Genomic DNA, 26,331 nt, shown 5'->3' with positions numbered 1-26,331 from the left:
TAGCCGGGTAAGGACACGAAGCGATAGGTCGCCGCGCCTAGACTGGGGCCATGCCCGTGCCCTCGCCGTACGCCGATCGACTGAGCCGCCTGACGGTGCAGCGCCATGAGGTCGAGGTGCGGGGCGCGCGCACGGCGTACTGGGTGTACGGATCGCACGACGCCGAGACGACGATCCTCGCGGTGCACGGGTTCCGTGGCGATCACCACGGCCTCGAATCCGTGATCGCCTTCCTCCCTGAGGCGTGCGTGATCGCCCCCGACCTGCCCGGATTCGGTGAGTCGACACCCGCGCCCGGAACCCGGTACGACCTCGACGAGTACGTCGCCTGGCTGCGGGAGTTCGCGGCCTCCGTCGCGCCCGGCGCCGTGATCCTCGGGCATTCCTTCGGCTCGATCGTCACGTCTGCGGCCGTCGCCGCGGGTCTCGAGACCCCGAAGCTGATCCTGGTGAACCCGATCGGAGCGCCGGCGCTGGAGGGGCCGAAGGGCGTCATGACACGTCTCGCCGTGCTCTACTACGCGCTCGGCGCGCGGCTGCCCGAAAGCCTCGGGACCGCACTGCTGCGCAACCGCGTCATCGTCCGCGTCATGAGCATCGCGATGGCCAAGACATCGGATCCCGTGCTGCGTCGCTTCATCCACGATCAGCACGACACGTACTTCTCGCTGTTCGCGGACCGCGACGTGCTGCGCGATGCCTTCGTCGCGAGCGTGTCGCACGATGTGAGCCAGTACGCGGCGTCGATCGATGTGCCGACTCTGCTGATCGCCGCGCAACGCGACGACATCACGCCGATCGAGGTCGAACGGGAGCTCGCGACAAGGTTCGCCGATGCCGAGCTCGTCGAGATCGCCCACGTCGGGCACCTGATCCACTACGAGACGCCGGCCGAGGCCGCCGGCGCGATCCGTCGCTACCTCAGGATTCCCGTCGCGCGAGGCCGATGAGCCCCGCCACCCGGAACGGGATCACCTCGCCCATCGCGAGCGAGGTCTCGGTGCGCTCGACGCCCTCGATCGAGAGGATGCGCGCGTCGGTGTCGAACAGGTGACGGGCGTCCCTGCAGGCGACCCTGGCCAGGAGATCGATCGATCCGCTGAGACCGTGCGCCTGCACCACCTCGGGTATGCGGGCGAGTTCGTTGATGATGCGCGGGAGCTCGGTCTGCCTGACGCCGATGCTGACGAAGGCCTGGAGCGGGAAGCCGAGCACGTCGGGGGCGAAGGACCGCTCGTACGAGAGGAAGACGCCGGTCTGCTCGAGGCGGGCCATGCGGGCCTGGATGGTGTTGCGGGAGAGCCCGAGGCTCTCGGCGAGCGCGACGATCGTGATCCGCGGATCATCGGCGAGAGCGGCGAGAAGTTCCAGATCGATGCGGTCGAGTCCAGCCATAGTGCCAAAGGGTAGCAGGGTCGGATCCGGTCAAATTGAGCAACATGCTCAAGCGACTCTTCATTGCTTGAGCGAGGTGTTGAGCAGACGTACGCTCGGAGCAGCCGGTGACGATGCCGGCCGCCGCGTGCCGCGTCCCACGAGGACGGCCACGAACGAGGAGGACGATGATGTCACCGCAGATCACGCCGATCGCCGACACCGCCCAGGATCTCGAGCTCTCCGAGCGCATCCTGACCCCGGACGGACAGCGGGTGGCGAACCCGCAGCTCGACCCCTACGTCGCCGACGTCGACGCCGCGCAGCTGCGTGCCCTGCATCGTGACATGATGGTCCTTCGGCGGATCGACGCGGAGGGCGTCGCCCTCCAGCGCCAGGGGCAGCTCGGACTCTGGGCTCCCTGCCAGGGGCAGGAGGCGACGCAGATCGGCACGGCCCGTGCACTCGCCCCGCAGGACTACGTCTTCCCCAGCTACCGGGAGACCGGGGTCATCTACGCGCGCGGCGCCGAGCCCGGCGACTACGTCCGGATGTGGCGTGGAGAGGAGGGCGCGGGACACGACCCCGAGGCTCTCCGTGTCGCCCCGCTGCAGATCATCATCGGCGCACAGACCCTGCACGCGGTCGGCTATGCGCTCGGCATCCGCCACGACGGCGCGGACGAGGTGGCCGTCACGTACTTCGGCGACGGGGCCACGAGTCAGGGCGACGTGAACGAGGCCATGATCTTCGCCGCGTCCTACCAGGCGCCTGTCGTGTTCGTGTGTCAGAACAACCATTGGGCGATCTCCGAGCCGGTGGCCGTGCAGTCGCAGTACCCGATCGCCGGCCGCGCGCCCGGTTTCGGCATCCCCAGCGTCCGCGTCGATGGCAACGACGTCCTCGCCTGCATGGCGGCGATGCGCTGGGCGCTCGACCACGCGCGCTCCGGCACGGGCCCCGCGTACATCGAGGCTGTGACCTACCGCATGGGTCCGCACACCACCGCCGACGACCCGACCCGCTATCGCGACGCGGAGGAGCTCGAGTCCTGGCGCCGCCGCGATCCCATCGCCCGGCTGGAGGCGCATCTGCGCGCCCTCGGCGAACTCTCCGAGGAGCACCTCGCCGAGACCCAGGCCGCGGCCGATGACATCGCGCGCCGGATGCGCGCGGAGTGCCTCGGCATGGTGACCAGGCCGCCGCTCGCGGTGTTCGACGGGGTCTACGCAGAGCCGCACTCGGGGCTCGAGCGCCAGCGGGACGAGTACGCCGCATATCTGGCGTCGTTCGAGAGCGAGGCCTGAGCATGGTCGAGATGACGCTCGGGAAGGCGCTCAGCGCCGGTCTGCGCCAGGCGCTGCGCGACGACGACAAGGTCGTGCTGCTCGGCGAGGACATCGGCAGGCTCGGCGGCGTGTTCCGCATCACCGACGGCCTCCTCGACGAATTCGGGGCACAGCGGGTGATCGATACACCCCTCGCCGAGTCCGGGATCGTCGGGATGGCGGTGGGTCTGGCGTTCCGCGGTTACCGCCCGGTCGTCGAGATCCAGTTCGACGGCTTCGTCTATCCGGCGTTCGACCAGATCGTGGCGCAGGTCGCGAAGCTGCACTATCGCACGCAGGGTCGCGTGAAGATGCCCATCACGATCCGGATCCCGTGGGCCGGGGGCATCGGCGCGGCCGAGCACCACTCCGAGTCCCCCGAGGCCTATTTCGTGCACACCGCCGGCCTCCGGGTCATCGCCGTGTCGAATCCCGAGGACGCCTATCGCAGCCTGCGTCAGGCGATCGCGAGCGACGACCCCGTGATCTTCTTCGAGCCGAAGCGGCTGTACCACCACAAGGGGGAGGTCGACCTGGATGCTCCCCTGGCCGATGCCGCGCCCATGGGGCTCGCGCGGGTCGTGCGCGCTGGCTCGGACGCCACCCTCATCACCTACGGGGCGATGCTCGCGACGGCGCTGCAGGCGGCGGAGGCGGCAGAGGACGAGGGGATCTCCCTGGAGGTCATCGACCTGCGCTCACTGTCGCCCGTGGACTACGACTCGGTCGCTGCGTCCGTACGCAAGACCGGTCGCGTCGTCGTGGCGCACGAGGCCTCGCGCGAGGCGGGGGTCGCGGCGGAGGTGATCGCGAGCGTCACGGAGCGCTGCTTCGAGTACCTCGAGTCCGCGCCGCTGCGTATCACCGGTCACGACGTTCCGTATCCTCCCGCGAAGCTCGAGAAGTACCACCTGCCCGATCTCGACAGGATCCTCGACGCGGTGGATCGCGTCCTCGATCGCCCGAACAGCCTGACGGGAGCAGACGCATGATCACCGAGTTCCGACTGCCCGACCTCGGCGAAGGGCTCACCGAGGCGGAGGTCGTCCAGTGGCTCGTCGCGCCCGGCGACCCGGTCGCGCTCAATCAGACGCTTGCGGAGGTGGAGACCGCCAAGGCGGTCGTCGAGCTGCCCTCGCCCTACGAAGGGACCGTCTCGACGTTGCACGCAGAGGCGGGTGAGACGGTCGCGGTCGGCGCGCCGCTGATCGCCTTCGACGTCGCCGGCGACGAAGGCCCCGGAGCGGATGCGGGAGGTGGCGGTGCCGAGACGGAGAGGGCGCAGCCGAACCTCGTGGGGTACGGCGCGGCCCCGGCGGCATCCGGTCGTCCCGCGCGTCGTGCCCGCCGCGCGGGTGCCGTGCCGGTCGCCGACACCGCCGTGCTCGAGGCCGCTCCGCACGATGCCGAGCCCACCGCGCACGTCGAGACGGTCGTCGAACGTCCGCGCTCGACCCCGCCCGTGCGCGCCTACGCGAAGCGTCTCGGCGTCGACCTCGTGCTGGTCGCCGCGACCGTGGGCGACCGACTCATCACCCGTGACGACATCGAGGCGTACGCGCAACGCGCCGGCGTGGCGGACGAGGGCGCCGAGCGTCCGCAGCCTTCTGGAGCAGCTGCGTACACGGCGTCCCTGGCCGGGGAAGCGCCCGAAGCGGAGCGCGAGGTCCGCATCCCGATCCGCGGGGTCCGCAAGCACACAGCGGCCGCGATGGTGGAGAGCGCCTTCACCGCTCCGCACGTGACGGTCTTCCACACGGTCGACGTCACGGCGACCATGGACCTGCTCGCATCCTTCCGTGAGGACAGGACCCTCTCCGATCACCGGATCGGGCCCCTCGCCGTGATCGCCAAGGCCGTGTGCCTCGCGCTGGGACGCACGCCCGGGCTCAATTCTCGCTGGGACGAGTCCGCTGGAGAGATCGTCCAGTTCCGATACGTCGACCTGGGTATCGCGGCGGCCACAGACCGCGGCCTCATCGTCCCGAACATCCGCGACGCGGAGGCGCTGACCCTTCCGGAGCTCGCGGATGCGATCACGCGACTCGCGACGACGGCGAGAGCAGGGCGGACGTCACCGGCCGAACTGGCGGGCGGCACCTTCTCGATCTCCAACATCGGCGTGTTCGGCGTGGACGCGGGGACCCCGATCCTCCCGCCCGGGCAGTCCGGCATCCTCGCGGTGGGCGCCGTGCGACGTCAGCCGTGGGAGTATCGCGGCGAGATCGCGCTGCGCCAGATGATGACGCTGAGCCTGTCGTTCGATCACCGTCTGGTGGACGGCGCCGAAGGGGCGCGCTTCCTCAAGGATGTCGCCGACGTGCTGGAGGAGCCCGGGCGGGCGATGCTCCTCAGATAGCGGCGCGCAGCGCGGCCTCCGCCATCGCGATCAGCACGATCGCGGTGGCGGGGTCCTGACGGACCGCGGCGCGCGTGCTGTGCGGCGTGGAGTTGATGAGACCGAAGCAGGCCTGCACCCGCAGGCGCAGCTCCTCGGGGGCTGCGTCGACCAGCGGCTCCAGGGTGCGGATCCAGAGTTCGATGTACGCGCGCTGCAGGCGTCGGACCGCGGCGCGGTCGTCCTCCGCGAGGTGGGCGACCTCCTGGTCGTGCACCCGGATGACGTCGGCGTGCCCGAGGGCGAACTGGACGTGGAAGGCGATCAGAGCCCGCATGCGCGCGTCGTCGACGACGGCCGCGTCGGCGACGTCGGTGCCGCCGGTGACGAGGTCCTCGCTGACCTGGACGAGCACGGCTCCGAGCAGGGCCTGCTTGCCCGCGAAGTGGCGGTAGACCGCGGGGCCGGACACGCCGACGGCGGTGCCGATGTCCTCGAGGCTCACACCGTTGTATCCGCGTTCGGCGAACAGGTGGGCGGCGGCGCGCAGGATCGCATCCGAACGCTCGGCCTTGGCGCGGTCGCGGGCCGTGACGGGGCTTGTCATCTCAGTTAATCCTCGCTAACCTGATGCAACGGGTTAGTGCACACTAACCGGAATATCGTCGAGTGCGCCAGATCGTTACCGAGGCGCGACGTGGGTCGAGGAGGACTTCACGATGCCCGATACCCAGGAGTCCCTCGCCGCAGAGCTGCGGGACCGTCTCGCCACCGTGTCACGCGGCGGACCGGAGGCCTCGCGCGCGCGACACGTCGCCCGCGGCAAGCTGCTCCCGCGGGAACGCGTGGCCCGTCTTCTCGATGAGGGGAGTCCGTTCATCGAGATCGCGCCCCTCGCTGCCGAGGGACTCTACGGGGGAGAGGCGCCGGCGGCCGGAGTCATCGCCGGCATCGGACTCGTGCACGGCCGCCACGTCATGGTCGTCTGCAACGACGCGACCGTCAAGGGCGGCACGTACCTCCCGCTCACCGTCAAGAAGCACCTCCGAGCGCAGGAGATCGCACTCGAGAACCGGCTGCCCTGCCTGTACCTCGTCGACTCCGGAGGGGCGTTCCTTCCCCAGCAGGACGAGGTCTTCCCGGACCGCGACCACTTCGGACGCATCTTCTTCAACCAGGCGCGCATGTCGGCGGAGCGAATCCCGCAGATCGCCGCGGTGCTCGGCTCCTGCACGGCCGGCGGCGCCTACGTGCCGGCGATGAGCGACGAGACCGTGATCGTCCGCGGACAGGGCACGATCTTCCTCGGTGGTCCGCCGCTGGTGAAGGCGGCCATCGGCGAGGTCGTGAGCGCCGAGGAACTCGGCGGGGGTGAGCTCCACGCGCGACGCAGCGGAGTCGTCGACCACCTCGCGGAGGACGACGAGCATGCCCTCGAGATCGTGCGCGACATCGTCGCGACCCTCCCGGCGCCGCTCGCTCCCGCCTGGGACGTCGTCGATTCGGTCGCCCCCGCCGAGCACGGGTCTCTGTACGACGTCGTCCCGGTCGATGTGAACGCCGCCTATGACGTGCACGTGGTGATCGAGCGCCTGATCGATGCCGACACCTTCCACGAGTTCAAGGCCGAGTACGGCACCACGCTCGTCACGGGGTTCGCGCGGTTGCACGGTCACCCGGTGGGGATCGTGGCCAACAACGGCGTCCTCTTCGGCGAGTCCGCGCTCAAGGGCGCCCATTTCATCGAACTGTGCGATCAGCGCGGCATCCCCCTCCTGTTCCTGCAGAACATCACCGGATTCATGGTCGGATCGGATGCCGAGGCCGGCGGCATCGCGAAGGACGGGGCGAAGATGGTCACGGCTGTCGCGAGCACCCGCGTGCCGAAGCTCACGGTCATCATCGGCGGCTCGTTCGGAGCCGGGAACTACTCGATGTGCGGCCGCGCCTACTCGCCTCGTTTCCTGTGGACCTGGCCCGCGAGCCGCATCTCGGTGATGGGCGGCCCGCAGGCGGCATCCGTCCTCGCGACCGTCAAGGAGGAGCAGCTCGCCTCCCGCGGCGAATCCTGGGATGCCGAGGAGCGCGTCGCGTTCGAGCAGCCGATCCGCTCGCAGTACGAGACCCAGGGTGAGCCCTACTACGCCACGGCGCGGCTCTGGGACGACGGGATCATCGACCCCGCACAGACCCGCGACCGCCTCGGACTCGCGCTCGACGTCATCTCCCGCTCCCCACTGCCCGAACCCCGCTTCGGCCTCTTCCGGATGTGATCCCCGTGAACACCGCTCCCGCCACCCCCAGCGCTTCCTCCTTCTCCGCCGTGCTCGTCGCGAACCGAGGGGAGATCGCCCGTCGCGTGATCCGCACCCTCCGGGCGCTCGGCATCCGCAGCGTCGCCGTCTACAGCGACGCCGACGCCGACGCCCCCCACGTCCGAGAGGCCGACGAGGCCGTGCGCATCGGGCCCGCCCCTGCGGCGGAGTCGTATCTCGACATCGATGCCGTCGTGGCCGCTGCGCGTCGCACGGGGGCGCAGGCCATCCACCCGGGCTACGGGTTCCTGTCCGAGAGCGTCGGCCTCGCCGAGGCGTGTGCCGAGAGCGGGATCGTCTTCATCGGACCCGGGATCGATGCGCTGCAGATCATGGGCGACAAGGCACGTGCCCGCGATCACGTCGTCCGATCGGGAGTCCCGGTGGTCCCGGGATTCGACGCCCGCGGGCTGTCCGACGACGAGATCGCGGAAGAGGCCGACGCCGTCGGATACCCGCTGCTGGTGAAGCCCAGCGCAGGCGGTGGAGGAAAGGGCATGGAGGTCGTCTCGGACGCCACCGGGCTCAGCGCCGCCCTCGCCTCCGCGCGACGTGTGGCGAAGGCGGGATTCGGCGACGACGCGCTGATCCTCGAGCGACTGATCCGCCGTCCGCGCCACATCGAGGTGCAGGTCTTCGGCGACGTCCACGGAACGGTGATCACGCTGGGGGAGCGCGAGTGCACTCTGCAGCGTCGTCACCAGAAGGTGATCGAGGAGGCGCCGTCCGCCGGCATACCGGACGAGACGCGGGACCGTCTGCTGCGCGCCGCGATCCAGGCGGCGGAGAGCGTCGACTACGTCGGGGCCGGGACCGTCGAGTTCCTGATCGACGCCGACAGTCCCGACGAGGTCTTCTTCATCGAGATGAACACCCGGCTCCAGGTCGAGCACCCCGTCACGGAAGAGGTGACCGGCCTCGACCTCGTGGCACTGCAGCTGCACGTCGCCGCGGGTGGCGCACTCGACGAGGGACCCGCGCTGCACGGTCACGCGATCGAGGCACGCATCTACGCCGAATCTCCCGAGCGCGGCTTCCTGCCGTCGACCGGCCGTGTCCTCCTGTTCGACGCCCCCGAGGGAGTGCGGGTGGATGCAGCGGTCGAGACGGGATCGGAGGTGACCGGGTTCTACGATCCGATGATCGCGAAGGTCGTCGCGGTCGCGGAGGACCGTGCGACCGCGCTCCGACGCCTCGACGATGCGCTCGGTCGGACGGTCGTGCTGGGCGTCGACACGAACATCGCCTTCCTCCGAGAGCTGTGCCGAGATCCGCGCGTCGAATCGGGCGACCTCGACACCGGCATCATCGAGACCCTGCTCCCGGTCGCGGAGCAGGCGCCGTCTCCGGAGATGCTGTCGGCCGCTGCCGCTCGGGTTCGGGAGAGCGATTCGGCGCATGCCCACTCGCGACGAGCGATCGAGCGGGCAGGATCGGTGTGGCTCTCGCTCTCCGATCCGACTGCATCGACTCTCGCGTTCCTCACCGATAGCGGCGACGTGATCGAGGCGGCATCAGCCGGATCCGTGGGGTCCGGGATCGCGACGGCCGTCGATGCGGACGGGGCGGTGTGGGTGAGCACCGACGGGCGCACGGCGCGTCTGCGCCCGCTGGACCGCCGCGCACGCCTTCGCCATCGGCTCGCTGCGCGCGAGCAGGAGGCCGCGGCCGGCGGCCCGGAGGGGCTTGCGCCCATGCCGGGCAGCGTCGTCGCCGTGCATGCGACGGAGGGAGCGGTGGTCAGGGCCGGCGATCCGCTCGTGTCGATCGAGGCGATGAAGATGGAGCACCAGGTGGTCGCTCCGCGGGACGGGACGGTGCATCTGCTCGTCTCGGTAGGAGACCAGGTACGACGTGACCAGGCGGTCGCGCGAGTCACGACGGAGGAGAGCGCATGAACGAGCAGCTGACGGACGAGGAACGCGAACTCGCAGGGATGGTGCGGGAGTTCGCGGAGACCGTCGTCGCGCCGCAGTCCTACGAGGCGGATCGCACGCACACGCTCTCGATGGACGTGGTCGCGGCGATGGGCGACCTCGGGCTGTTCGGGCTGCCGTTCCCCGAGGAGTACGGCGGACAGGGCGGCGACTACATGGCGCTCGGCATCGCGATCGAGGCGCTCGGCCGTGTCGATCAGTCGATCGCCATCACGCTCGAGGCCGGAGTGAGTCTCGGCGCGATGCCGGTCTTCCGCTTCGGGACCGAGCAGCAGAAGCAGGAGCTGCTTCCCGATCTGCTCGCGGGGAATGCCCTGGCGGGCTTCGGTCTCACGGAGCCCGAAGCAGGCAGCGACGCGGGTGCCACGCGCACCACCGCGCGCCTGGACGGCGGAGAGTGGGTGATCGACGGCTCGAAGCAGTTCATCACCAACTCCGGCACGCCGATCACCCGGTTCGTGACGGTCACGGCCGTGACGGGGTCCTCCGAGGGGCGCAAGGAGATCTCGACGATCATCGTGCCCAACGGCACACCCGGCTTCACGGTCGAGGCGGCCTACGACAAGGTCGGCTGGAACGCCTCGGACACGCATCCGCTGACCTTCACCGGCGCCCGCGTCCCCGAGTCGAACCTGCTCGGAGAACGCGGGAGCGGCTTCCGCAACTTCCTCAGCATCCTCGACGAAGGACGCATCGCGATCGCGGCTCTCTCCACGGGCGCCGCGGAGGGATGCCTCGAGGCCGCGGTGGACTACGCCAAGAGTCGCACGATCTTCGGCAGCGCGCTCAGCACCCGCCAGAACGCCCAGTTCACGCTCGCCCGGATGCGGGCACGCGTGCACACGGCCCGCCTGGCGTGGCACCATGCGGCTCGCCTGCGCGACGCCGGTCGGCCGTTCGCCGAGCAGGCCGCGATCGCCAAGCTCGTCGCGGGCGAGGCGGCGATGGACAACGCCCGCGATGCGACCCAGATCTTCGGCGGCAACGGCTTCATGAACGAGTTCCCGGTCGCCCGGCACTACCGCGACTCCAAGATCCTCGAGATCGGCGAGGGCACCACCGAGGTGCAGCTTCTCGTGATCGCTCGGGCCCTCGGGCTCGCCGGGTAGCGTGGACGGCATGCGACACACAGAAGAGCCGAACAGCAGTGACGGGCCGACGAAGGACGTCGTGCAGCGCGGCCTGTGGTTCGAGGAATTCGCCCTCGACGCCCGCTACCTGCATCGTCCCGGGCGCACGGCGACCGAGGCGGACAACGTGCTCTTCACGACCCTGACGATGAACACGCAGGCCCTGCACCTGGACGCGGCCTTCGCGGACGCGCAGGAGCCGTTCGGCGCGCGGCTCATCAACTCGATGTGGACGCTGTCGACCATGGTGGGCGCCTCCGTGGCGCAGCTCACGCAGGGCACGCTCGTCGCGCAGCTCGGATTCGGAGAGGTCTCGTTCCCGCATCCGCTGTTCGCGGGCGACACGCTCTACACCGAGAGCACCGTGGTCGAGAAGCGGCTGTCGGCCTCCCGACCGGGGCAGGGCATCGTGCGGATCGCGCACACCGGCCGTAACCAGGACGGCACGGTCGTGGCCACGGCGACGCGATCGGTCCTCGTCCGCTGCGCCCCCGAGGGAGACGACCGATGACCTTCGCTCTGGGACCTGCGCTGCTGTTCTGCCCGGCCGATCGCCCTGAGCGCTTCCGCGGCGCACTCGAGAAGGCCGACGCCGTGATCCTCGACCTCGAGGACGCCGTGCTCCCCGAGGCGAAGGCCACCGCCCGCGGCAACCTCATCGACGCCGACCTCGATCCGGATCGCGTGATCGTGCGCGTGAACGCCCCCGGGACGGAGGCGTTCGTCTCCGACCTGTCGACCCTGTCGCAGACGGACTTCCGCACCGTGATGGTCGCGAAGACCGAGGATCCGGCCGCACTATCGGCGTTCGACGAGCGATTCGACCTGCTCGCCCTGTGCGAGACGGCCCGCGGCGTCCACTTCGCGGATCGGATCGCCGCGCATCCGCGGATCGTCGCGATGATGTGGGGCGCGGAGGATCTCGTCGCGTCTCTGGGTGGGACCGCGAGTCGGACCGCCGACGGGATGTACCGTGACGTCGCCCGCTACTCCCGCTCTCGTGTGCTCATCGAGGCGGGTGCGCACGAGAAGGCGGCCATCGACGCGGTGCACATCGCGATCGACGACATCGACGGGCTGCGCCGCGAGGCGGAGGATGCTGCGGCGTCGGGTTTCGCCGCCACGGCGTGCATCCACCCGAGCCAGGTCGGCGTGATCCGCGCGGCCTACGCCCCCGATGAGGAGACGGTGTCCTGGGCGCGAGACGTGCTCTCGGCCGCCGGGACGGAACGCGGTGTCTTCCGCTTCCGGGGCCGCATGATCGACGAACCCGTGCTCCGGCATGCGCGCGCGGTGATCAACCGCGCACACTGACCGCGGACTCAGACCGCGGGCTCAGACGAGGATCGCGTGCTCCAGGAGGCGGAGCGAGCCGGGCGACGCCTCGAAACGATGCACTGATCCGTTGGCGAGCACATCGCCGACGCGGGGGAGCGTGCCCCCGGAGACATGATCGATCAGCGAACGGATCACGCCGCCGTGCGCCACCACGATGACGGACTCGGCCAATGGTGCGGATCGACGACGGGAGTCCCGGGCGATCGCGTCGATGGCCGCCAGGGCGCGATCGGCCACCGCGCCGAGCGTCTCGGCGCCGGGCACGGGGGCGAGCCAGTCGCCGTACTGCTCGAGGTAGTCGGCGACGAGCATGCCCTCGCCCTCGCCGAACTCGCGTTCGCGCACGTCCCGCACGAGGTGCGGCGCGTCGAGTCCGAGCTCGTCCGCGATGATCTCCGCGGTCTCACGGGCACGCACGAGGGGACTGGAGTAGATGGCGTGGTGAGTCGTGTCGGCGAGAAGGCCGGCGGCGGTCCTGGCATCGGCCCGGCCGGTCTCGTTCAACGGGATGTCGGTCGAGCCCTGGATGCGACGGGCGAGGTTCCAGTCGGTCTGGCCGTGACGGACGAGCGTGATGAGGGTCATGGAAGGAGCTCCTGGAGGGCGGGGAGCACGTCGCCCGTACCGGCGGCGATGGTGATGTCCGCCCACGGATCGGCACGTGTCGGCTCACGGTTGATGATGACGAGGGGGATGCTGCGGCGTCGCGCGCGTTCGACCAGCCGCACCCCGGAGTTGACCACGAGCGACGACCCCGCGACGATGAGCGCGTCGCTCGAGCGCAGCAGCGATTCCGCCGCACGGAAGCGGTCCTGGGGCACGTACTCGCCGAAGAAGACCACGTCGGGTTTGAGCATCCCGCCGCACACGGTGCACACGGGCACGACGAAGCCCTCGGTGCTCTCGGGCAGCACGTCGCCGTCGGGCGCGAGCTTCACGTTCTCGGGGACGGTGATCCAGGGATTGAGGTCTTCGATCTGCGTCGCGACGTCGCGACGGTCGAACACCTGGCCGCAGTGCAGGCAGGTCACGCGGCGCATGGTGCCGTGCACTTCGATCACGTGCGAGCTTCCGGCCCGCAGGTGCAGTCCGTCGACGTTCTGGGTGATGACGCCCGTCACGTGGCCGGTGGACTCCATTGCGGCGAGGGCGCGGTGCGCGGCGTTCGGCTCGGCGCGGGCGAACGCGCGCCAGCCGAGGTGGCCGCCGACCCAGTAGCGACGGCGCGCGGCCTCGTCGCCGAGGTAGCGGTCGATCGTCATGGGATCGCTGCGAGTGCGGGAGCCCTCGCCTCGATAGGCCGGGATGCCGGAGTCCGTGGAGATGCCGGCCCCGGTGAGGAGCGCGATCCTGCGGCCGGCGAGGAGTTCTGCGGTGCGAGCGACGATGGCCGACAGCTCGACGGGACTCGATGCGCTCACAGGACCTCCTCCTCGAGTCTAGGCGGTGGCGGCGACACCGGGATGCGGGCGGCCGACCTCGGCGCGCGGGATGCCACAGTAGGGATGTGGACCTGCACCTCGTGACCGACCCCGACGATCCGCGCCTCGACGACTATCGGGGCCTCACCGACACCGCGTTGCGCATGCGCACCGAGTCCGCCAACGGTCTGTACATCGCCGAATCCGCGAAGGTCATCGAACGGGCCGTGCGAGCCGGCCACAGTCCGCGATCGGTCATGGTGCAACGACGATGGACCGACGGCATCCGCTCGATCATGCGCGACGTCGACGTGCCCGTGTACGAGGTCCCCGATGCCGTGGCCGAGTCCGTCGCAGGATTCGACGTGCACCGCGGCGCCCTCGCGGCCATGCACCGACCGGTGCTTCCCGATGTGGCCGCGGTGGTCCGTGACGCGCGACTGGTGCTGATCCTCGCCGGCATCGGCGATCACACGAACATCGGCGCCGCCTTCCGTGCCGCAGCAGGTCTCGGCGCGGATGCCGTGCTCGTCGCCCCTCGCTGCGCGGACCCGCTCTACCGCCGGAGCGTGCGGGTGAGCATGGGCACCGTGTTCCAGGTGCCGTGGACGCGGATGTCGGACTGGCAGGAGTCGGTGTCCGCTCTGCACGCCGAGGGGATCGAGGTCGCGGCGCTCGCTCTCTCGGAAGACGCCGTCTCCCTGCGCGAGTACGCGCGCCGGCGGCCGGATCGAGTCGCGCTGCTGATGGGCTCGGAGGGCGACGGCCTGTCTGCGGAGGAGCTCGCATTCGCGGACCGGGTCGTCACGATCCCCATGCGCGGAGGCGTGGACTCGCTCAACGTCGCCTCCGCGGCAGCCGTCGCGCTGTACGCGCTCGGCGACGACTGAGCCGGGTCGACCCGGCTCAGCTCTCGTCGGAGAGGGAGAGGTAGGGCGCCGCGTCCGGGCGCTTGGCGGCGACGTGATCCCCTGAGGACTGGTGCCGCAGACGGCGGAGCACCCAGGGGACGAGGTGCTCTCGCGCCCAGCCGAGGTCTTCCGCCCTGGCCTCCCGCCAAGTCCGGAGCGGAATGGTCTCGGGCTGCATCGACTCGAGGTCGTTCGGCACGTTGAGGGCTCGCAACACCATCCGTGCGATCTCGTGGTGGCCGAGCGCGTTGTAATGCAGCCGGTCGTCGTCGAAGAAGCGCATGTCCTGCACGGTCTTGAGCGCCCACTGATCGGCGACGATGCAGTCGTGGCGATCGGCGATCGCCCGGATGTTCTCGTTGTAGATCGCGACCTTTCCCCGGAAGGGGCGGAACACGGGCGTGAAGAGGGTGTCGATCCCCGTGAAGAGGATCACGGCTGCGCCCGTCGAGGAGAGCCGCGCCACGGCATCCTCGAGCTGCACCGAGATCGCGTCCGGGTCGGTGCCGGGGCGGATGACGTCGTTGCCTCCGGCGCAGATCGAGATGAGGTCGGGGCGGAGCGCCACCGCCGGCTCGATCTGGTCCTCGACGATCTGCGCGATGAGCTTGCCGCGCACGGCGAGGTTCGCATAGGCGAAGTCGTCGACATCCTGCGACAGCACCTCGGCGACGCGGTCGGCCCACCCGCGGTTGCCGCCGGGCACGGCGGGATCGGGGTCGCCGATGCCCTCGGTGAACGAGTCGCCTACGGCGACGAAACGACGCCACGGATGCGGCGTCTCGTTGGCCACATAGGGGGTCCGAGTCGAATCCTGGTCGGTCATCCAGCTCTCCTTCGCGAACGCGCGCGTCCGTCGGTGGAGGTCGCGCAGTGACCGAGCCTACTCCGCCTCCCGACACCGGCGACGGCGTGCGCCGATGTCGGAGGGAGCGATTATCGTTGTTCCGATGCTCTCTCCGTCCTTTCCTCAGCGTGCCCCGTGGGGAACCGCCAACAAGCTGCGCGCCTGGCAGCAGGAGGCCCTCGAGCAGTACTTCGAGGCGGATCAGCGCGACTTCCTCGTCGCCGCGACCCCGGGCGCAGGCAAGACGACGTTCGCCCTGACCCTGGCCGTCGAGCTCATGCGCATGGGCGAGGTGAATCGCGTGATCGTCGTCGCGCCGACCGAGCATCTCAAGACGCAGTGGGCCGACGCCGCGGCGCGCGTGCACATCCGCCTCGACCCCCATTTCCGCAACAGCCATTGGGCGCCCGCACGGCACTATCACGGAGCGGTCGTGACGTACGCGCAGGTCGCCGCGAAGTCCTCGGTGCACCGCCATCTGACCGAGGACGCGAAGACGCTCGTGATCCTCGACGAGGTGCACCACGGCGGCGACGCTCTCAGCTGGGGAGACGCGATCCGCGACGCCTACGGCCCGGCCAGGCGGCGTCTGCTGCTCTCGGGCACGCCGTTCCGCAGCGACACTGCGCCGATCCCGTTCGTCGAGTACCACCCCGACGAGTCCGGAGCGCGGATCTCCCGCACGGACTACAACTACGGCTACGGTCGCGCCTTGGCCGACGGCGTCGTGCGCCCCGTGCTGTTCCACATGTACGCGGGCAAGATGCGGTGGCGCACGAGCTCGGGAGACGAACTCGAGACGCACCTCGGTCAGGACAACACGAAGGACGTCACCTCTCAGGCCTGGCGCACTGCGCTCGACCCTGAGGGCGAATGGATGCCGGCGGTGCTGTCCGCAGCCGACCGGCGTCTCACCGAGGTCCGCAATCACGTTCCGGACGCCGGCGGCCTCGTGCTCGCGACGGATCAGACCGTCGCTCGCGCCTACGCGAAGATCCTGCACAGCATCACACGACAGCAGCCGACGATCGTCCTCTCGGACGACGCCACCGCGTCAGAGCGCATCGAGAAGTTCAGTGCGAGCGACGACCGCTGGATGGTCGCGGTGCGCATGGTGTCCGAGGGCGTCGATGTCCCGCGCCTCGCGGTCGGGGTGTACGCCACGTCGTCGTCGACGCCGCTGTTCTTCGCGCAGGCCATCGGACGCTTCGTGCGCGCCCGCCGCCGAGGCGAGGCCGCGAGCGTGTTCCTGCCGCAGGTGCCGGTGCTCATGGGTCTTGCGAACGAGATGGACAAGCAGCGCGATCATGCGCTCGATCGTCAGTCGAAGGACGACGGCGGCCTCGAGGACTCGCTGCTCGAGAGCGCCAACCGCGAGGACGACGCCTCCGACGCGCTCACCCAGGAGTTCAGCTATCAAGCGCTGTCCTCGGTCGCCCATTTCGACCGCCTGGTCTTCGAAGGCAAGGAGTTCGGTCAGCTCGCCGAACCGGGAACGCCCGAGGAGGAGGAGTTCATCGGGTTCCCGGGCCTCCTCGAGCCCGAGCACGTGCACGACCTGCTCATGCAGCGTCAGGCGCGCCAGTCGCGTCTGCGGGAGGCGCGTGAGGCGTCCGCAAGTCCGACCGAGACGACCACGCTGCCCGCCCCGCTGCACCGCACGCTCAAGGAGCAGAGGCAGCTCCTGAACAGCCTCGTCGGTCTCTACGCCCGCCAGAAGGGCGAGCCGCACGGGGCTGTGCACGCCGAGCTGCGACGCATCTGCGGAGGGCCCGCTGTCGCGCAGGCGACCGTGACCCAGCTGCAGGCGCGCATCGACGTGCTGCGCAAGCGGGTGCGCTCCTGACGGAGTCGGCTTCACCGCGCCGAAATCCTGGCAATCCCTGCCCCAGGCTCATCGCACGGGAGCGACGACGCTAGCGTGGAGAGCGCCCGCACGCTCCGAGGAGGAGACCGCATGACCAGTCCCGCACCCGCTCAGGAGACGGCGGCGGATCGACGCCGCTGGGCTCGCTATCTCGTGGAGGAGCGCGCAGAGGGTCTGGTCTACCAGAAGCTCGCGAGCCGCCGCACGGGGGAGGAGCGGGAGATCCTGTTGAGCCTCGCCGAGGCGGAGCGTCGACACGAGCAGCACTGGCTCGATCTCCTCGGCGGAGAGCCCGCGAAGTTGCCGAGCGCGGGGCTCCGCTCCCGGCTCCTCGGCTGGATGGCGGGGCGCTTCGGATCGATCTTCGTGCTCGCGCTCGCGCAGAGCGCGGAGGCGCGGTCGCCGTACGACTCGGAGCAGTACGCGACGCCCGCGATGCGGGCCGACGAGAAGGTTCACTACGAGGTCGTCCGGGGACTCGCCGCCCGGGGGCGTCGCAGGCTCTCCGGATCGTTCCGTGCGGCCGTGTTCGGAGCGAACGACGGACTCGTCAGCAACCTCGCCCTCGTGCTGGGCATCGGAGCGACGGGGGTGAGCTCGGGGTTCGTGCTGTTCAGCGGCATCGCGGGCCTGCTCGCCGGCGCGTTGTCGATGGGGGCGGGGGAGTTCGTCTCCGTGCGGTCTCAGCGGGAGCTGCTCGCCGCGACCGAGGCGAACGAGGACGCCGCCGCGACGGCCGCCGACCTCGACATCGACGAGAACGAGCTCGCGCTGGTGTACCGTGCACGGGGCATCGACCAGGAGGAGGCGCTCGCGCGCGCTCGACGGATCGTCTCGGCCGCCCGCGCCGGCGTCGAGCGCACGGCGACGGGACCGGTGCCCGTGCGGTCGGGGGACGACCACGAGATCGTCGGCAGCGACTGGACGGCCGCGATCTCCTCGTTCCTGCTGTTCGCCTCCGGGGCGATCATCCCGGTGCTGCCCTGGATCTTCGGCCTGCAGGGTGCGACCGCGGTGATCGTCGCCCTCGTCCTCGTCGGAGTCGCCCTGCTCTCGACGGGTGCGATGGTCGGCATCCTGTCCGGCGGTCCGCCTCTCCGACGAGCGCTGCGCCAGCTCGCCATCGGCTTCGGCGCCGCGGCGATCACGTACGTGCTCGGCCTCGTGTTCGGCGTCGGCGCAGTCTGATCCGACGCGAGCCCGCCGAGATCCGGGAACGAAGAAGGCCCCGGGAGATCCGATGATCTTCCGGGGCCTGTCCGTGCGCGGAGGGGGACTTGAACCCCCACGCCCTATCGGGCACTACGACCTCAACGTAGCGCGTCTACCATTCCGCCACCCGCGCAGGTGTTGGATGTTCGTTGCCGAACGAGGATTTACACTAGCACGGCGTGGAGCGCACCCTGAAACCGACGTTGCCGCCCGGGCGCGCCTCGGTGCTTCGATAGCCTGGACCACATGAACGACGAGTCCCTCCCCGAGGTCGTGCGCGTCGCACGGGACCTCATCCGGTTCGACACCTCCAACTTCGGAGGCGGCGACGCGAAGGGCGAACGGGAGGCCGCCGAATACGTCGGCGCGTATCTGGAAGGGCTCGGACTCGAGGTCGAGTACTACGAGCCGATCCCGCGTCGTACGAACGTGATGGCGCGCGTCCCCGGCCGCGACCGCGGCAAGCCGGCACTGGTCGTGCACGGACACCTCGATGTCGTCCCCGCGATGGCGGAGGACTGGACCGTCGATCCCTTCGCGGGTGTCGTGCAGGACGGGATGCTGTGGGGCCGCGGCGCCGTGGACATGAAGAACATGGACGCGATGATCCTCACCGCCGTCGCGGACATCCTGCGGGCCGGTGAGCAGCCGGAGAGGGATCTGATCCTCGCGTTCTTCGCCGATGAGGAGAACGGCGGAGTCGAAGGCTCCGCGCTGGTCGTGCAGAACCACCCGGAGTGGTTCGAGGGCGCCACAGAGGCGATCAGCGAGGTCGGCGGCTATTCGATCTCGGTCGACGACCGTCGCGCCTACCTCCTGCAGGTGGGGGAGAAGGCCCTCATCTGGATCCGGCTCGTTGCGAAGGGCCGCGCCGGGCACGGCAGCCGTCTGCACGAGGACAACGCCGTCACACGCCTCGCTGAAGCGGTCGCGGCGATCGGGCGCACCCGGTGGCCGGTCCGACTCACGGCGACGACCGAGGCGCTCCTGGAGGGCCTGAGCGAGCTCAGCGGGCTTCCCGTCGACGACCCCGACGCCCTGGCCGCGACCGCGGGACCCGCAGAGGCGTTCCTGCGCTCGACGTTCCGCACCACGACGAACCCGACGGTGCTGAAGGCGGGGTACAAGCACAACGTGATCCCCGAGCGCGCCGAGGCCCTGATCGATGTGCGGGTGATCCCCGGAACCGAGGACGACGTCCTCGCGGAGCTGCAGCAGATCGTCGGCGAGGACATCGAGATCCAGACCGTGGTTCGCGACATCGGGATGGAGACGCCGTTCGCCGGCGCACTCGTCGACGCGATGGTCGGCGCGCTGGGACGACACGATCCGGGCGTGCCGGTGATCCCGTATCTGCTCGGCGCGGGCACCGACAACAAGGCACTCGCCTACCTCGGCATCACGGGCTACGGCTTCGCACCGCTGCGTCTCCCTGCGGACCTCGACTTCACGGGCATGTTCCACGGGGTCGACGAGAGAGTCCCCGTAGAATCGCTTGTCTTCGGTCAGCAGGTGCTGGCCGATCTGCTGCGCACCTACTGAGCGCTTCCGCGTCCGTCGCGGTCACCTGACACCCCGTAAGGCCCTCCATGCATCTGTTCGAAGCGCTCATCCTCGGCATCGTCCAGGGACTCACCGAGTTCCTCCCGATCTCCTCCAGCGCGCACCTGCGCATCCTCGGGACGTTCCTGCCCTCGGGGGAGGACCCCGGTGCCGCGTTCACCGCGATCACGCAGATCGGCACGGAGGCGGCCGTTGTGGTGTTCTTCTGGCGCGACATCGTCCGCATCATCCGCCAGTGGTTCCGGTCGCTGATCGGCAAGGCGCCCAAGAGCGATCCCGACGCGCGCATGGGGTGGATGATCATCATCGGCAGCATCCCGATCGTGGTCCTGGGTCTGCTCTTCCAGGACCAGATCGAGAGCGTGTTCCGGTCGCTGTGGATCGTCGCCGTCATGCTCATCGTGTTCGGCATCCTGCTGGGCGTCGCAGACTACGTCGGCGCCAAGCGCCGCACGCTCGAGGACCTCACCTATCCGCACGGTGTGGCCTACGGCTTCGCACAGGCGCTCGCACTGATCCCGGGTGTGTCGCGGTCGGGCGGCACCATCACGATGGGTCTGTTCCTCGGCTACGAACGTGCCGCCGCGGCGCGCTACGCGTTCCTGCTCGCGATCCCTGCGGTCTTCGGCAGTGGCTTCTACCAGGTGTTCAAGAGCTGGGACGAGCCGGCGTTCTTCTCGTTCGGAGACACGCTGGCGGCGACCGGCATCGCCTTCGTCGTGGCTCTCGGCGTGATCGCGTTCTTCATGAACTACATCTCGAAGCGGAGCTTCCTGCCGTTCGTGATCTACCGCATCCTGCTCGGCACGGTTCTGCTCGTGCTGCTGGGCACCGGCGTCATCGCCCCCTGATCGCGCCCGAGGCGGCGGTCAGCCTTTGCGGTCAGCCCTTGCGGTCGGACGGGCCGTCGCCACGGCGCTTGAGGTAGCGCTCGAACGCCTGGGCGATCGCGTCACCGGAGGCGTCGGGGGAGTCCCACGTGTCGCGCGTGCGCTCCAGCTGACGGATGTACTCGGTCATATCCTCGTCGTCGGCCGCGGCGGCGTCCACGGACGCCTCCCAGGCAGCCGCCTCGGTGCGGAGATGGTCGCGCGGCACGTCGACACCCGTGAGCTCCTCGAGGCGGTCGAGCAGAGCGAGCGTGACCTTGGGCGAGGGAGCGGCGGACGCCACGTAGTGCGGCACACTCGCCCACAGACTCGCGGTGGGGATGCCGGCGGATTCGGCGAAGTGCTCGAACACGCTGAGGATGCCGACCGGCCCTTCGTACAGCGAGCGCTCGAGACCATGGGCCTCACGGACCTGCTCGTTCTGGCTCGATGCGAAGATCGAGATCGGGCGGGTGTGCGGCACATCGGAGAGCATCGCCCCCAGCGTCACGAGTCCCGAGACGTCGTCGCGCAGCGCCACGTCGACGAACTCCGAGGCGAACGCCTGCCAGGTGCGCGCGGGCTCCGCGCCGGTGAGCACCCAGAACTCGGGACCCGGCCCTGGATCCCGAGGGCGCCACAGACCCGCTTCGGGCCAGGTGAGCTGACGGCGTCCCTCGGCATCCATCTTCGTGGCGGGGCGCGTGTACTGGTAGTCGAAGTACAGCTCGGGGTCGATCGAGTGCACGAGGTCGTACTCGCTCATCTCACGCAGCGCAGCGATCGCTCCGCTCGCGGCTTCTCCCGCGTCGTTCCAGCCGTCGAAGGCGGCGATGATGATGCGCGAACCGAGGACGTCCATGGTGGTCTCCCTTCGCGAACCCGGTGGGGTATCCCTCCAGGCTAGTCCGCCCGCGCGGGGACCGGGCTGCGCCACGGCTAACATGGACCGGTGAGCAGACAGCCCCGCGCGATCCTCTGGGACATGGACGGAACCCTGGTCGACACCGAGCCCTATTGGATGGCGGCGGAGACGGCCCTCGTGGAGTCGTTCGGCGGCACGTGGTCCCATGAGCAGGCTCTGCAGCTCGTCGGCAACGGCCTGATCGACAGCGCCGTGATCCTGCAGAACGCCGGTGTGGACATGGAGGCGGAAGCCATCATCTCGCTGCTCACCGACGGCGTGCAGGACGCGTTGCGCACACAGGGAGTGCCGTTCCGGCCGGGAGCACGCGAGCTGCTTCTCGATCTCAAGGCCGCGGGGATCCCGACGGGCCTGGTCACGATGTCGCTGCGTCGGATGGCCATGAGCGTCGCAGAGCTCATCGAGTTCGACGCGTTCGACATCGTGGTCGCGGGCGACGACGTCTCGCGCCCCAAGCCCCATCCCGAGCCGTACCTCACGGCCGCGTCGTTGCTCGACATCGACATCGCGGATGCCGTCGTGATCGAGGACTCGCCGACCGGCCTCCGTGCCGGTCTCGCCTCGGGAGCCGTCACGCTGGGCGTGCCGCACATCGTGCCGCTCGACCATGTGGGCGCGCACGAGCTGTGGCCGACGCTGCAGGACCGCACCGCCGCAGACCTCGTCGACCTGTTCGACCGCAAGAACTCCATGACGGGAGCCACCCGATGACCTCGACCAGCGCGCACCGACCCAGCGGACCGTTCCGCGAGGGCGACCGCGTCCAGCTCACGGGTCCCAAGGGCCGTCTGCACACCGTCACGCTCCGCGAGGACGGCGAGCTGCATACGCACCAGGGTGTGCTCCGCCACCGAGACCTGATCGGCCTCCCGGACGGCTCGGTGGTCGCGAACAGCTCCGGGCACGACTACCTGGCACTGCGGCCGCTCCTGCGCGACTTCGCGATGTCGATGCCGCGGGGCGCCGCGATCGTCTACCCGAAGGATGCCGCGCAGATCGTCATGCAGGCCGACGTGTTCCCGGGGTCCGTGGTCGTCGAGGCGGGTGTGGGCTCCGGTGCGCTGTCGCTCTCGCTGCTGCGGGCGATCGGCCACGAAGGCCGTCTGGTCTCGTTCGAGCGACGCGAGGAGTTCGCCGACGTGGCGCGTGCGAACGTCGAGACGTTCTTCGGGGAGACGCCCTCGACCTGGGACGTGATCGTGGGGGACCTCGCCGAGGAGCTCCCTGCGCAGTTCGAGGATGGAACGGTCGACCGGGTCGTGCTCGACATGCTCGCGCCCTGGGAGTGCATGGATGCGGTGGCGGACGCCCTCACCCCCGGCGGTGTCGTGCTCTGCTATGTCGCCACCGCCACGCAGCTGTCCCGGGTCGCCGAGTACATCCGCGGCACCGGCCTCTTCACCGACCCCGACGCGTCCGAGACGATGGTCCGCGGCTGGCACGTGGAGGGTCTCGCGGTGCGCCCCGATCACCGGATGGTCGCGCACACGGGCTTCCTGCTCACGGCGCGTCGTCTGGCTCCGGGGGCCGTCGCCCCCTCGGTCAAGCGTCGCGCCTCGAAGAGCAGCTACGGCGATGCCGATGTCGAGGCCTGGACTCCGGGCGCGGTGGGGGACAGGGAGATCACCGACAAGAACCTCCGCAAGCGGGCACGGGAGGCCGGAAAGGCCGCGGAGGGCGCGCGTATCGCTGCTGCTTCGCGCGAATCGGAGCCCCTGACGGAATAGACTGGAGCGCGTGCGTAAAACGTCCGCCGTTCTGGCCACCCTCAGCCTTGCCGCCCTCGCTCTGAGCGGGTGCGCTGCCGCCCCGTCCTTCGCCGGCGACTCGTGCGATCGCGCCGGCAACGGGGACGCCGTCTCCAGCGCCGTGACGGTCGAGGGCGAATTCGGGTCCGCCCCGGACGTCGAGGTGTTCTCGCCGGTCAAGTTCCCGAAGACGTCCTTCGAGGACATCGTGGTCGGCGACGGCATCCCGCTCGTGAACGAGACGCAGGTCATGACGACCGAGCTCTCGATCTACAGTGCGACGACCGGGGAGATGGTGTTCCAGTCGCCGTACGCCGACGATTCCGAGAGCCTGTCGAACATCGCGACCCTCGCACCGCAGTTCCCGGGTCTCGCCTCTGTGCTGGAGTGCGCGACCGGCGGCTCGCGGATCGTCGCGGGCATCCCGGCGGACGGCGTGACCGATGAGACGCGCAATAGCCTGGGCCTCGACGACGGCGACGCCGCGATCGTCGTCGTCGACCTCCTCAAGGTGTACCCCTCGCGGGCCGATGGGGCTCTGCAGTTCAACGACGCGCGCAACATGCCCACCGTCGTGCGCGCCGCGGACGGCACCCCCGGGGTGATCATCCCGGACACGGATGCTCCTGACGAGCTGACGACGCAGACGCTCATCAAGGGCGACGGTGCGAAGGTCGAGGCCGACCAGACGCCGCTTCTCAACCTGACTGTCGTGGGCTGGGACGACCGCGAGGTCAAGACCACCACGTGGGGCGCGAACCCCAGCCTCGACCTTCCCTCCACGGCTCCCGAGGTCGCTCAGGCGCTCGTCGGCGAGACCGTCGGCTCCCAGGTGCTCGTGGTGACTCCGGCGTCCGACAGCGGTCCCGCCCTCGCCTACGTGATCGACATCCTGGGTGCGGTGACGGCGCGCTGATGGCCGCCCGTATCCCCGCGGAGGAGCGCCTGACGAACCTCGTCGTGGCGCTCATGGCCACGGAGATCGGGCTCACCAAGCAGCAGATCCTCGACAACGTGTCGGGGTACCGTCAGCGAGCGGATGCCGGCGCTCGCGCCGACGCCCTCGAGAAGATGTTCGAGCGCGACAAGGACGAGCTGCGGACACTCGGCGTCCCCGTCGAGACGCTCGGCGATCAGGCAGACCCCAACGATCTCCGCGAGGCCCGCTATCGCATTCCTCAGGCGGAATACGACCTTCCCGGTGACATCGAGTTCACACCGGCGGAGCTCGCCGTCCTGCGGCTGGCAGGCAGCGTGTGGAGTGCCGAATCCGCATCCGGGGACGCGCAGGCGGGCGTGCGCAAGATCCGCGCGCTCGGCATCGACGGCGATGAGCCCATCATCGGCTTCGCGCCCCGGATCACCGCGAGCAGCGAGGCTTTCGCGCCGTTGCAGGACGCGATCGAGAAGAGCCGCGTCGTCGTCTTCGACTACCTCAAGCCGGGGGAGGACGCTCCGCGCCGACGCAGCATCCGCCCTCTGGCACTCGTCGACTACGAGGCCCGGTGGCACGTGTTCGGCGTCGACGTCGAGATCGAGGAGGACCGGATGTTCCTCCTCAGCCGGATCGTCGGAGCCGTCAGGGTCACTGCGACCGCGTTCGACCCGTCTCTGCGGGACGGCGCGGGGGAGAGGGCGCTGAGCGGTCTCGAGCGCGTCGCCGCGGAGAATTCCGCGCTGCTCGAGGTGACGCCCGGCACGGAGGCGTCGCTCCGGCTCGGCCGACGTGCCACTCCCGCCACCCAGGGGATCCGCGTGCCGTTCGTCGACCTGCACATCCTCGCCGACGAGCTGGCGTCCTACGGTCCCGAAGTGCGGGTGGTCGAACCCGCGTCGTTGCGTGAGGCCGTCATCTCCCGACTCCGCGCGGTGGTCGCAGCCAACGCGTCCGAGGAGGTGACTGGATGAGCGCCACGGCGAAGCCTCTGCTCGCGGCTGATCGTGTACGTGTCTATCTCACGCTCGTGCCGTACCTGCTGGAGCACGGACAGGTCTCGCTGAGTGAAGCGGCAGCCGAGTTCGGCGTCACTCCGCGGGAGATGCGCCAGATGGTCGAGAAGCTCACGGTGATCGGCCTGCCGGGTGATTCCGGCTATTGGCAGCAGCCCCAGGAGATGTTCGACATCAACTGGGACCTCCTGGACCAGGAGGACGTGATCGAGATCACGAACGACGTGGCCCTCCGTCGCGTGCCGCGATTCACGGCCCGAGAGGCCGCCGCGCTGCTCGCCGGACTCCAGATGGTCGCGGCCGTACCCGCCGTGTCCGACTCGGGCCTCGTCACGGGGCTGATCTCGAAGTTGTCGAGAGGCGCCGCGGATGCGCCGGCCGAGGTCGTCGTCGCTCCGAGCGCGGTCGACGAGGTCCGTCAGGTCGTCTCCGCCGGCATTCAGAGCGGCGTGGCTGTCGCGTTCACGTATCAGGCGCCGGATGCCGCACCGACGACGCGCACAGTGGACCCCGTGCAGGTTCTCATCACGAACGCGCAGTGGTATCTGCAGGGCTGGTGCCACCTCCGTCAGGCGATGCGCACCTTCCATCTGGATCGCGTCAGCGACGCGCACCTCACGGACATCCCGATCACCCATGCGGGCGACCACGTACCGGAGGCGTTCGCCGCGGCTGCGGACGAGGGCGAGGTCCGCGTGCGCGTGCCCGAACGGATCGCCCCGCTGCTGCGCGGGTTCCTCATTGGCGACGACGTCGAGTCCGTCGACGGTGTCGTGACGGCCCGGCTGCATCTCGCCGATCCCCGAGGAGTCAAACGCCTCGCCGCACGCTTCGGTGGCGTCATCGAGGTCGTCGATCCCGGTGTGGCGCGAACGGCGACCCGGGAATGGGCGGCGGCGGGACTCGCCTTGTATAGGGACCCGGATACGGCGGACGCCGGGTAGACTGGTCGCAATCCCCGACTTGAGGAGTAACCTATGGCTGGTTTGACCGGCTGGCATCTGCTGGCCCTCGTGGTCATCGTCCTGCTTCTGTTCGGAGCGGCGAAGCTCCCGGCGCTCGCGAAGAGCATGGGCCAGTCGGCCCGCGTCTTCAAGGGCGAGATGAAGGCCATGCGCGAGGAAGACGCCGTGGCCGAGAAGGTCGAGGCTCCCAAGGACAACGGCTCCACGGCGCCGGACAACGGAACCCCTTCCGGGCCTGAACGCCCCAGCTGAACTCAGTGGCCGCTATCGATTCGGCCCCACAGGCTGCGAGC

General features: G+C 69.7%; 26 protein-coding genes and 1 tRNA gene. 20 read left to right on the top strand and 7 right to left on the bottom strand.

From position 1 onward, the window contains the following. Positions 1 to 50 precede the first annotated feature (50 nt). The gene (locus AKH00_RS01855; RefSeq protein ID WP_050721014.1) at positions 51 to 950 is read left to right on the top strand and encodes an alpha/beta fold hydrolase; all 900 of its coding nucleotides are present in this window, start codon (positions 51 to 53) and stop codon (positions 948 to 950) included. On the opposite strand, the gene AKH00_RS01850 is transcribed toward AKH00_RS01855, so the two are convergent. After that, the gene (locus AKH00_RS01850; protein WP_050721013.1) at positions 922 to 1,395 is read right to left on the bottom strand and encodes an Lrp/AsnC family transcriptional regulator; all 474 of its coding nucleotides are present in this window, start codon (positions 1,393 to 1,395) and stop codon (positions 922 to 924) included. The genes AKH00_RS01855 and AKH00_RS01850 overlap by 29 nt on opposite strands. A 170-nt stretch (positions 1,396 to 1,565) precedes the next feature. Between AKH00_RS01850 and pdhA the strand changes: the two genes are divergently transcribed. From pdhA to AKH00_RS01835, 3 genes are read left to right on the top strand one after another with little or no spacing between them, the layout of a single operon-like run. Continuing rightward, the gene (gene pdhA, locus AKH00_RS01845) at positions 1,566 to 2,681 is read left to right on the top strand and encodes a pyruvate dehydrogenase (acetyl-transferring) E1 component subunit alpha (protein ID WP_050721989.1); all 1,116 of its coding nucleotides are present in this window, start codon (positions 1,566 to 1,568) and stop codon (positions 2,679 to 2,681) included. 2 nt (positions 2,682 to 2,683) lie between these two features. Then, complete coding sequence (locus AKH00_RS01840) at positions 2,684 to 3,694, top strand: alpha-ketoacid dehydrogenase subunit beta (protein WP_050721012.1); 1,011 nt, start codon at positions 2,684 to 2,686, stop codon at positions 3,692 to 3,694. Next, on the top strand, positions 3,691 to 5,061 hold the full coding sequence (locus AKH00_RS01835; protein ID WP_050721011.1) for a dihydrolipoamide acetyltransferase family protein: 1,371 nt from the start codon (positions 3,691 to 3,693) through the stop codon (positions 5,059 to 5,061). The genes AKH00_RS01840 and AKH00_RS01835 overlap by 4 nt, the downstream gene beginning before the upstream one ends. Here the strand turns inward: AKH00_RS01835 and AKH00_RS01830 are convergent. Next, positions 5,054 to 5,647 carry a TetR/AcrR family transcriptional regulator gene (locus AKH00_RS01830; protein ID WP_050721010.1) on the bottom strand — a complete coding sequence of 198 codons (594 nt, stop codon included), beginning with the start codon at positions 5,645 to 5,647 and terminating at the stop codon, positions 5,054 to 5,056. The two genes, AKH00_RS01835 and AKH00_RS01830, sit on opposite strands and share 8 nt — an antisense overlap. A gap of 112 nt (positions 5,648 to 5,759) precedes the next feature. On the opposite strand from AKH00_RS01830, the gene AKH00_RS01825 reads away from it, so the two are divergent. Genes AKH00_RS01825 through AKH00_RS01805 form a run of 5 tightly spaced genes read left to right on the top strand, consistent with a single transcriptional unit; the run spans position 5,760 to position 11,736 of the window. Further along, positions 5,760 to 7,313: a carboxyl transferase domain-containing protein gene (locus AKH00_RS01825; RefSeq protein ID WP_082297347.1), complete on the top strand. Its 1,554-nt coding sequence runs from the start codon at positions 5,760 to 5,762 to the stop codon at positions 7,311 to 7,313. A gap of 5 nt (positions 7,314 to 7,318) precedes the next feature. Further along, positions 7,319 to 9,253: an acetyl/propionyl/methylcrotonyl-CoA carboxylase subunit alpha gene (locus AKH00_RS01820; RefSeq protein ID WP_050721988.1), complete on the top strand. Its 1,935-nt coding sequence runs from the start codon at positions 7,319 to 7,321 to the stop codon at positions 9,251 to 9,253. Next, positions 9,250 to 10,401: an acyl-CoA dehydrogenase family protein gene (locus tag AKH00_RS01815; RefSeq protein WP_050721008.1), complete on the top strand. Its 1,152-nt coding sequence runs from the start codon at positions 9,250 to 9,252 to the stop codon at positions 10,399 to 10,401. The genes AKH00_RS01820 and AKH00_RS01815 overlap by 4 nt, the downstream gene beginning before the upstream one ends. A gap of 10 nt (positions 10,402 to 10,411) precedes the next feature. Further along, positions 10,412 to 10,933, top strand: a complete 522-nt coding sequence (locus AKH00_RS01810; RefSeq protein WP_050721987.1) for a MaoC family dehydratase — start codon at positions 10,412 to 10,414, stop codon at positions 10,931 to 10,933. Next, positions 10,930 to 11,736, top strand: coding sequence for an HpcH/HpaI aldolase/citrate lyase family protein (locus AKH00_RS01805; RefSeq protein ID WP_050721007.1), 807 nt, complete (start codon positions 10,930 to 10,932; stop codon positions 11,734 to 11,736). The genes AKH00_RS01810 and AKH00_RS01805 overlap by 4 nt, the downstream gene beginning before the upstream one ends. 21 nt (positions 11,737 to 11,757) lie before the next feature. Here the strand turns inward: AKH00_RS01805 and AKH00_RS01800 are convergent, their stop codons facing one another. Further along, positions 11,758 to 12,345 (bottom strand): histidine phosphatase family protein, encoded by a 588-nt coding sequence (locus AKH00_RS01800; RefSeq protein WP_050721006.1) that lies wholly within the window; start codon positions 12,343 to 12,345, stop codon positions 11,758 to 11,760. Next, positions 12,342 to 13,181: a Sir2 family NAD-dependent protein deacetylase gene (locus AKH00_RS01795; RefSeq protein ID WP_050721005.1), complete on the bottom strand. Its 840-nt coding sequence runs from the start codon at positions 13,179 to 13,181 to the stop codon at positions 12,342 to 12,344. The genes AKH00_RS01800 and AKH00_RS01795 overlap by 4 nt, the downstream gene beginning before the upstream one ends. 86 nt (positions 13,182 to 13,267) lie before the next feature. Between AKH00_RS01795 and AKH00_RS01790 the strand changes: the two genes are divergently transcribed. Continuing rightward, positions 13,268 to 14,071, top strand: a complete 804-nt coding sequence (locus AKH00_RS01790; RefSeq protein ID WP_050721004.1) for a TrmH family RNA methyltransferase — start codon at positions 13,268 to 13,270, stop codon at positions 14,069 to 14,071. Between the two features lie 16 nt (positions 14,072 to 14,087). Here AKH00_RS01790 and AKH00_RS01785 read toward each other — a convergent pair whose 3' ends face one another. Further along, positions 14,088 to 14,918, bottom strand: coding sequence for an SGNH/GDSL hydrolase family protein (locus tag AKH00_RS01785; protein WP_050721003.1), 831 nt, complete (start codon positions 14,916 to 14,918; stop codon positions 14,088 to 14,090). Positions 14,919 to 15,042: 124 nt separating this feature from the next. Between AKH00_RS01785 and AKH00_RS01780 the strand changes: the two genes are divergently transcribed. Together AKH00_RS01780 and AKH00_RS01775 are read left to right on the top strand one after the other, a co-directional pair. Then, a complete protein-coding gene (locus AKH00_RS01780; protein WP_200903782.1) occupies positions 15,043 to 16,785 on the top strand; it encodes a DEAD/DEAH box helicase in 1,743 nt (580 codons plus the stop codon). 111 nt (positions 16,786 to 16,896) lie between these two features. After that, positions 16,897 to 17,994 carry a VIT1/CCC1 transporter family protein gene (locus tag AKH00_RS01775; protein WP_050721001.1) on the top strand — a complete coding sequence of 366 codons (1,098 nt, stop codon included), beginning with the start codon at positions 16,897 to 16,899 and terminating at the stop codon, positions 17,992 to 17,994. Between the two features lie 74 nt (positions 17,995 to 18,068). Here the strand turns inward: AKH00_RS01775 and AKH00_RS01770 are convergent. Continuing rightward, positions 18,069 to 18,151: transfer RNA gene (locus AKH00_RS01770), tRNA-Leu, on the bottom strand. Between the two features lie 113 nt (positions 18,152 to 18,264). On the opposite strand from AKH00_RS01770, the gene AKH00_RS01765 reads away from it, so the two are divergent. Together AKH00_RS01765 and AKH00_RS01760 are read left to right on the top strand one after the other, a co-directional pair. Then, entirely contained in the window at positions 18,265 to 19,560 is a 1,296-nt protein-coding gene (locus AKH00_RS01765) for a M20/M25/M40 family metallo-hydrolase (RefSeq protein ID WP_050721000.1), read from the top strand. A 47-nt stretch (positions 19,561 to 19,607) separates the two neighbouring features. Further along, entirely contained in the window at positions 19,608 to 20,432 is an 825-nt protein-coding gene (locus AKH00_RS01760; RefSeq protein ID WP_050720999.1) for an undecaprenyl-diphosphate phosphatase, read from the top strand. A 31-nt stretch (positions 20,433 to 20,463) separates the two neighbouring features. Here AKH00_RS01760 and AKH00_RS01755 read toward each other — a convergent pair whose 3' ends face one another. After that, positions 20,464 to 21,312 carry a PAC2 family protein gene (locus AKH00_RS01755; RefSeq protein ID WP_050720998.1) on the bottom strand — a complete coding sequence of 283 codons (849 nt, stop codon included), beginning with the start codon at positions 21,310 to 21,312 and terminating at the stop codon, positions 20,464 to 20,466. 90 nt (positions 21,313 to 21,402) lie between these two features. On the opposite strand from AKH00_RS01755, the gene AKH00_RS01750 reads away from it, so the two are divergent. The 6 genes from AKH00_RS01750 to AKH00_RS01725 are packed head-to-tail and all read left to right on the top strand — an operon-like array spanning position 21,403 to position 26,290. Then, entirely contained in the window at positions 21,403 to 22,086 is a 684-nt protein-coding gene (locus AKH00_RS01750; protein WP_268768098.1) for an HAD family hydrolase, read from the top strand. Continuing rightward, a complete protein-coding gene (locus AKH00_RS01745) occupies positions 22,083 to 23,102 on the top strand; it encodes a tRNA (adenine-N1)-methyltransferase (RefSeq protein WP_050720996.1) in 1,020 nt (339 codons plus the stop codon). The genes AKH00_RS01750 and AKH00_RS01745 overlap by 4 nt, the downstream gene beginning before the upstream one ends. A 10-nt stretch (positions 23,103 to 23,112) precedes the next feature. Continuing rightward, a complete protein-coding gene (locus tag AKH00_RS01740; protein WP_050720995.1) occupies positions 23,113 to 24,039 on the top strand; it encodes a hypothetical protein in 927 nt (308 codons plus the stop codon). After that, on the top strand, positions 24,039 to 25,031 hold the full coding sequence (locus AKH00_RS01735; protein ID WP_050720994.1) for a helix-turn-helix transcriptional regulator: 993 nt from the start codon (positions 24,039 to 24,041) through the stop codon (positions 25,029 to 25,031). Before AKH00_RS01740 ends, AKH00_RS01735 begins: the two co-directional genes overlap by 1 nt. Beyond that, on the top strand, positions 25,028 to 26,017 hold the full coding sequence (locus tag AKH00_RS01730) for a helix-turn-helix transcriptional regulator (RefSeq protein WP_050720993.1): 990 nt from the start codon (positions 25,028 to 25,030) through the stop codon (positions 26,015 to 26,017). Before AKH00_RS01735 ends, AKH00_RS01730 begins: the two co-directional genes overlap by 4 nt. Positions 26,018 to 26,050: 33 nt before the next feature. Next, positions 26,051 to 26,290: a twin-arginine translocase TatA/TatE family subunit gene (locus tag AKH00_RS01725; RefSeq protein WP_050720992.1), complete on the top strand. Its 240-nt coding sequence runs from the start codon at positions 26,051 to 26,053 to the stop codon at positions 26,288 to 26,290. Positions 26,291 to 26,331 lie beyond the last annotated feature (41 nt).

The organism is Microbacterium sp. GCS4 (assembly GCF_001262495.1).
Taxonomy (GTDB): domain Bacteria; phylum Actinomycetota; class Actinomycetes; order Actinomycetales; family Microbacteriaceae; genus Microbacterium.
The sequence above is the reverse complement of the archived record's forward strand: the minus strand, read 5'-3'. Positions and strand labels throughout refer to the sequence as shown.

Bases quoted from the DNA above. Each gene is read 5' to 3' on its own strand.
- AKH00_RS01855 (WP_050721014.1), top strand. From the start codon at position 51: ATGCCCGTGCCCTCGCCGTACGCCGATCGACTGAGCCGCCTGACGGTG.
- AKH00_RS01850 (WP_050721013.1), bottom strand. From the start codon at position 1,395: ATGGCTGGACTCGACCGCATCGATCTGGAACTTCTCGCCGCTCTCGCC.
- pdhA (WP_050721989.1), top strand. From the start codon at position 1,566: ATGTCACCGCAGATCACGCCGATCGCCGACACCGCCCAGGATCTCGAG.
- AKH00_RS01840 (WP_050721012.1), top strand. From the start codon at position 2,684: ATGGTCGAGATGACGCTCGGGAAGGCGCTCAGCGCCGGTCTGCGCCAG.
- AKH00_RS01835 (WP_050721011.1), top strand. From the start codon at position 3,691: ATGATCACCGAGTTCCGACTGCCCGACCTCGGCGAAGGGCTCACCGAG.
- AKH00_RS01830 (WP_050721010.1), bottom strand. From the start codon at position 5,647: ATGACAAGCCCCGTCACGGCCCGCGACCGCGCCAAGGCCGAGCGTTCG.
- AKH00_RS01825 (WP_082297347.1), top strand. From the start codon at position 5,760: ATGCCCGATACCCAGGAGTCCCTCGCCGCAGAGCTGCGGGACCGTCTC.
- AKH00_RS01815 (WP_050721008.1), top strand. From the start codon at position 9,250: ATGAACGAGCAGCTGACGGACGAGGAACGCGAACTCGCAGGGATGGTG.
- AKH00_RS01810 (WP_050721987.1), top strand. From the start codon at position 10,412: ATGCGACACACAGAAGAGCCGAACAGCAGTGACGGGCCGACGAAGGAC.
- AKH00_RS01805 (WP_050721007.1), top strand. From the start codon at position 10,930: ATGACCTTCGCTCTGGGACCTGCGCTGCTGTTCTGCCCGGCCGATCGC.
- AKH00_RS01800 (WP_050721006.1), bottom strand. From the start codon at position 12,345: ATGACCCTCATCACGCTCGTCCGTCACGGCCAGACCGACTGGAACCTC.
- AKH00_RS01785 (WP_050721003.1), bottom strand. From the start codon at position 14,918: ATGACCGACCAGGATTCGACTCGGACCCCCTATGTGGCCAACGAGACG.
- AKH00_RS01780 (WP_200903782.1), top strand. From the start codon at position 15,043: ATGCTCTCTCCGTCCTTTCCTCAGCGTGCCCCGTGGGGAACCGCCAAC.
- AKH00_RS01775 (WP_050721001.1), top strand. From the start codon at position 16,897: ATGACCAGTCCCGCACCCGCTCAGGAGACGGCGGCGGATCGACGCCGC.
- AKH00_RS01765 (WP_050721000.1), top strand. From the start codon at position 18,265: ATGAACGACGAGTCCCTCCCCGAGGTCGTGCGCGTCGCACGGGACCTC.
- AKH00_RS01760 (WP_050720999.1), top strand. From the start codon at position 19,608: ATGCATCTGTTCGAAGCGCTCATCCTCGGCATCGTCCAGGGACTCACC.
- AKH00_RS01755 (WP_050720998.1), bottom strand. From the start codon at position 21,312: ATGGACGTCCTCGGTTCGCGCATCATCATCGCCGCCTTCGACGGCTGG.
- AKH00_RS01745 (WP_050720996.1), top strand. From the start codon at position 22,083: ATGACCTCGACCAGCGCGCACCGACCCAGCGGACCGTTCCGCGAGGGC.
- AKH00_RS01735 (WP_050720994.1), top strand. From the start codon at position 24,039: ATGGCCGCCCGTATCCCCGCGGAGGAGCGCCTGACGAACCTCGTCGTG.
- AKH00_RS01730 (WP_050720993.1), top strand. From the start codon at position 25,028: ATGAGCGCCACGGCGAAGCCTCTGCTCGCGGCTGATCGTGTACGTGTC.
- AKH00_RS01725 (WP_050720992.1), top strand. From the start codon at position 26,051: ATGGCTGGTTTGACCGGCTGGCATCTGCTGGCCCTCGTGGTCATCGTC.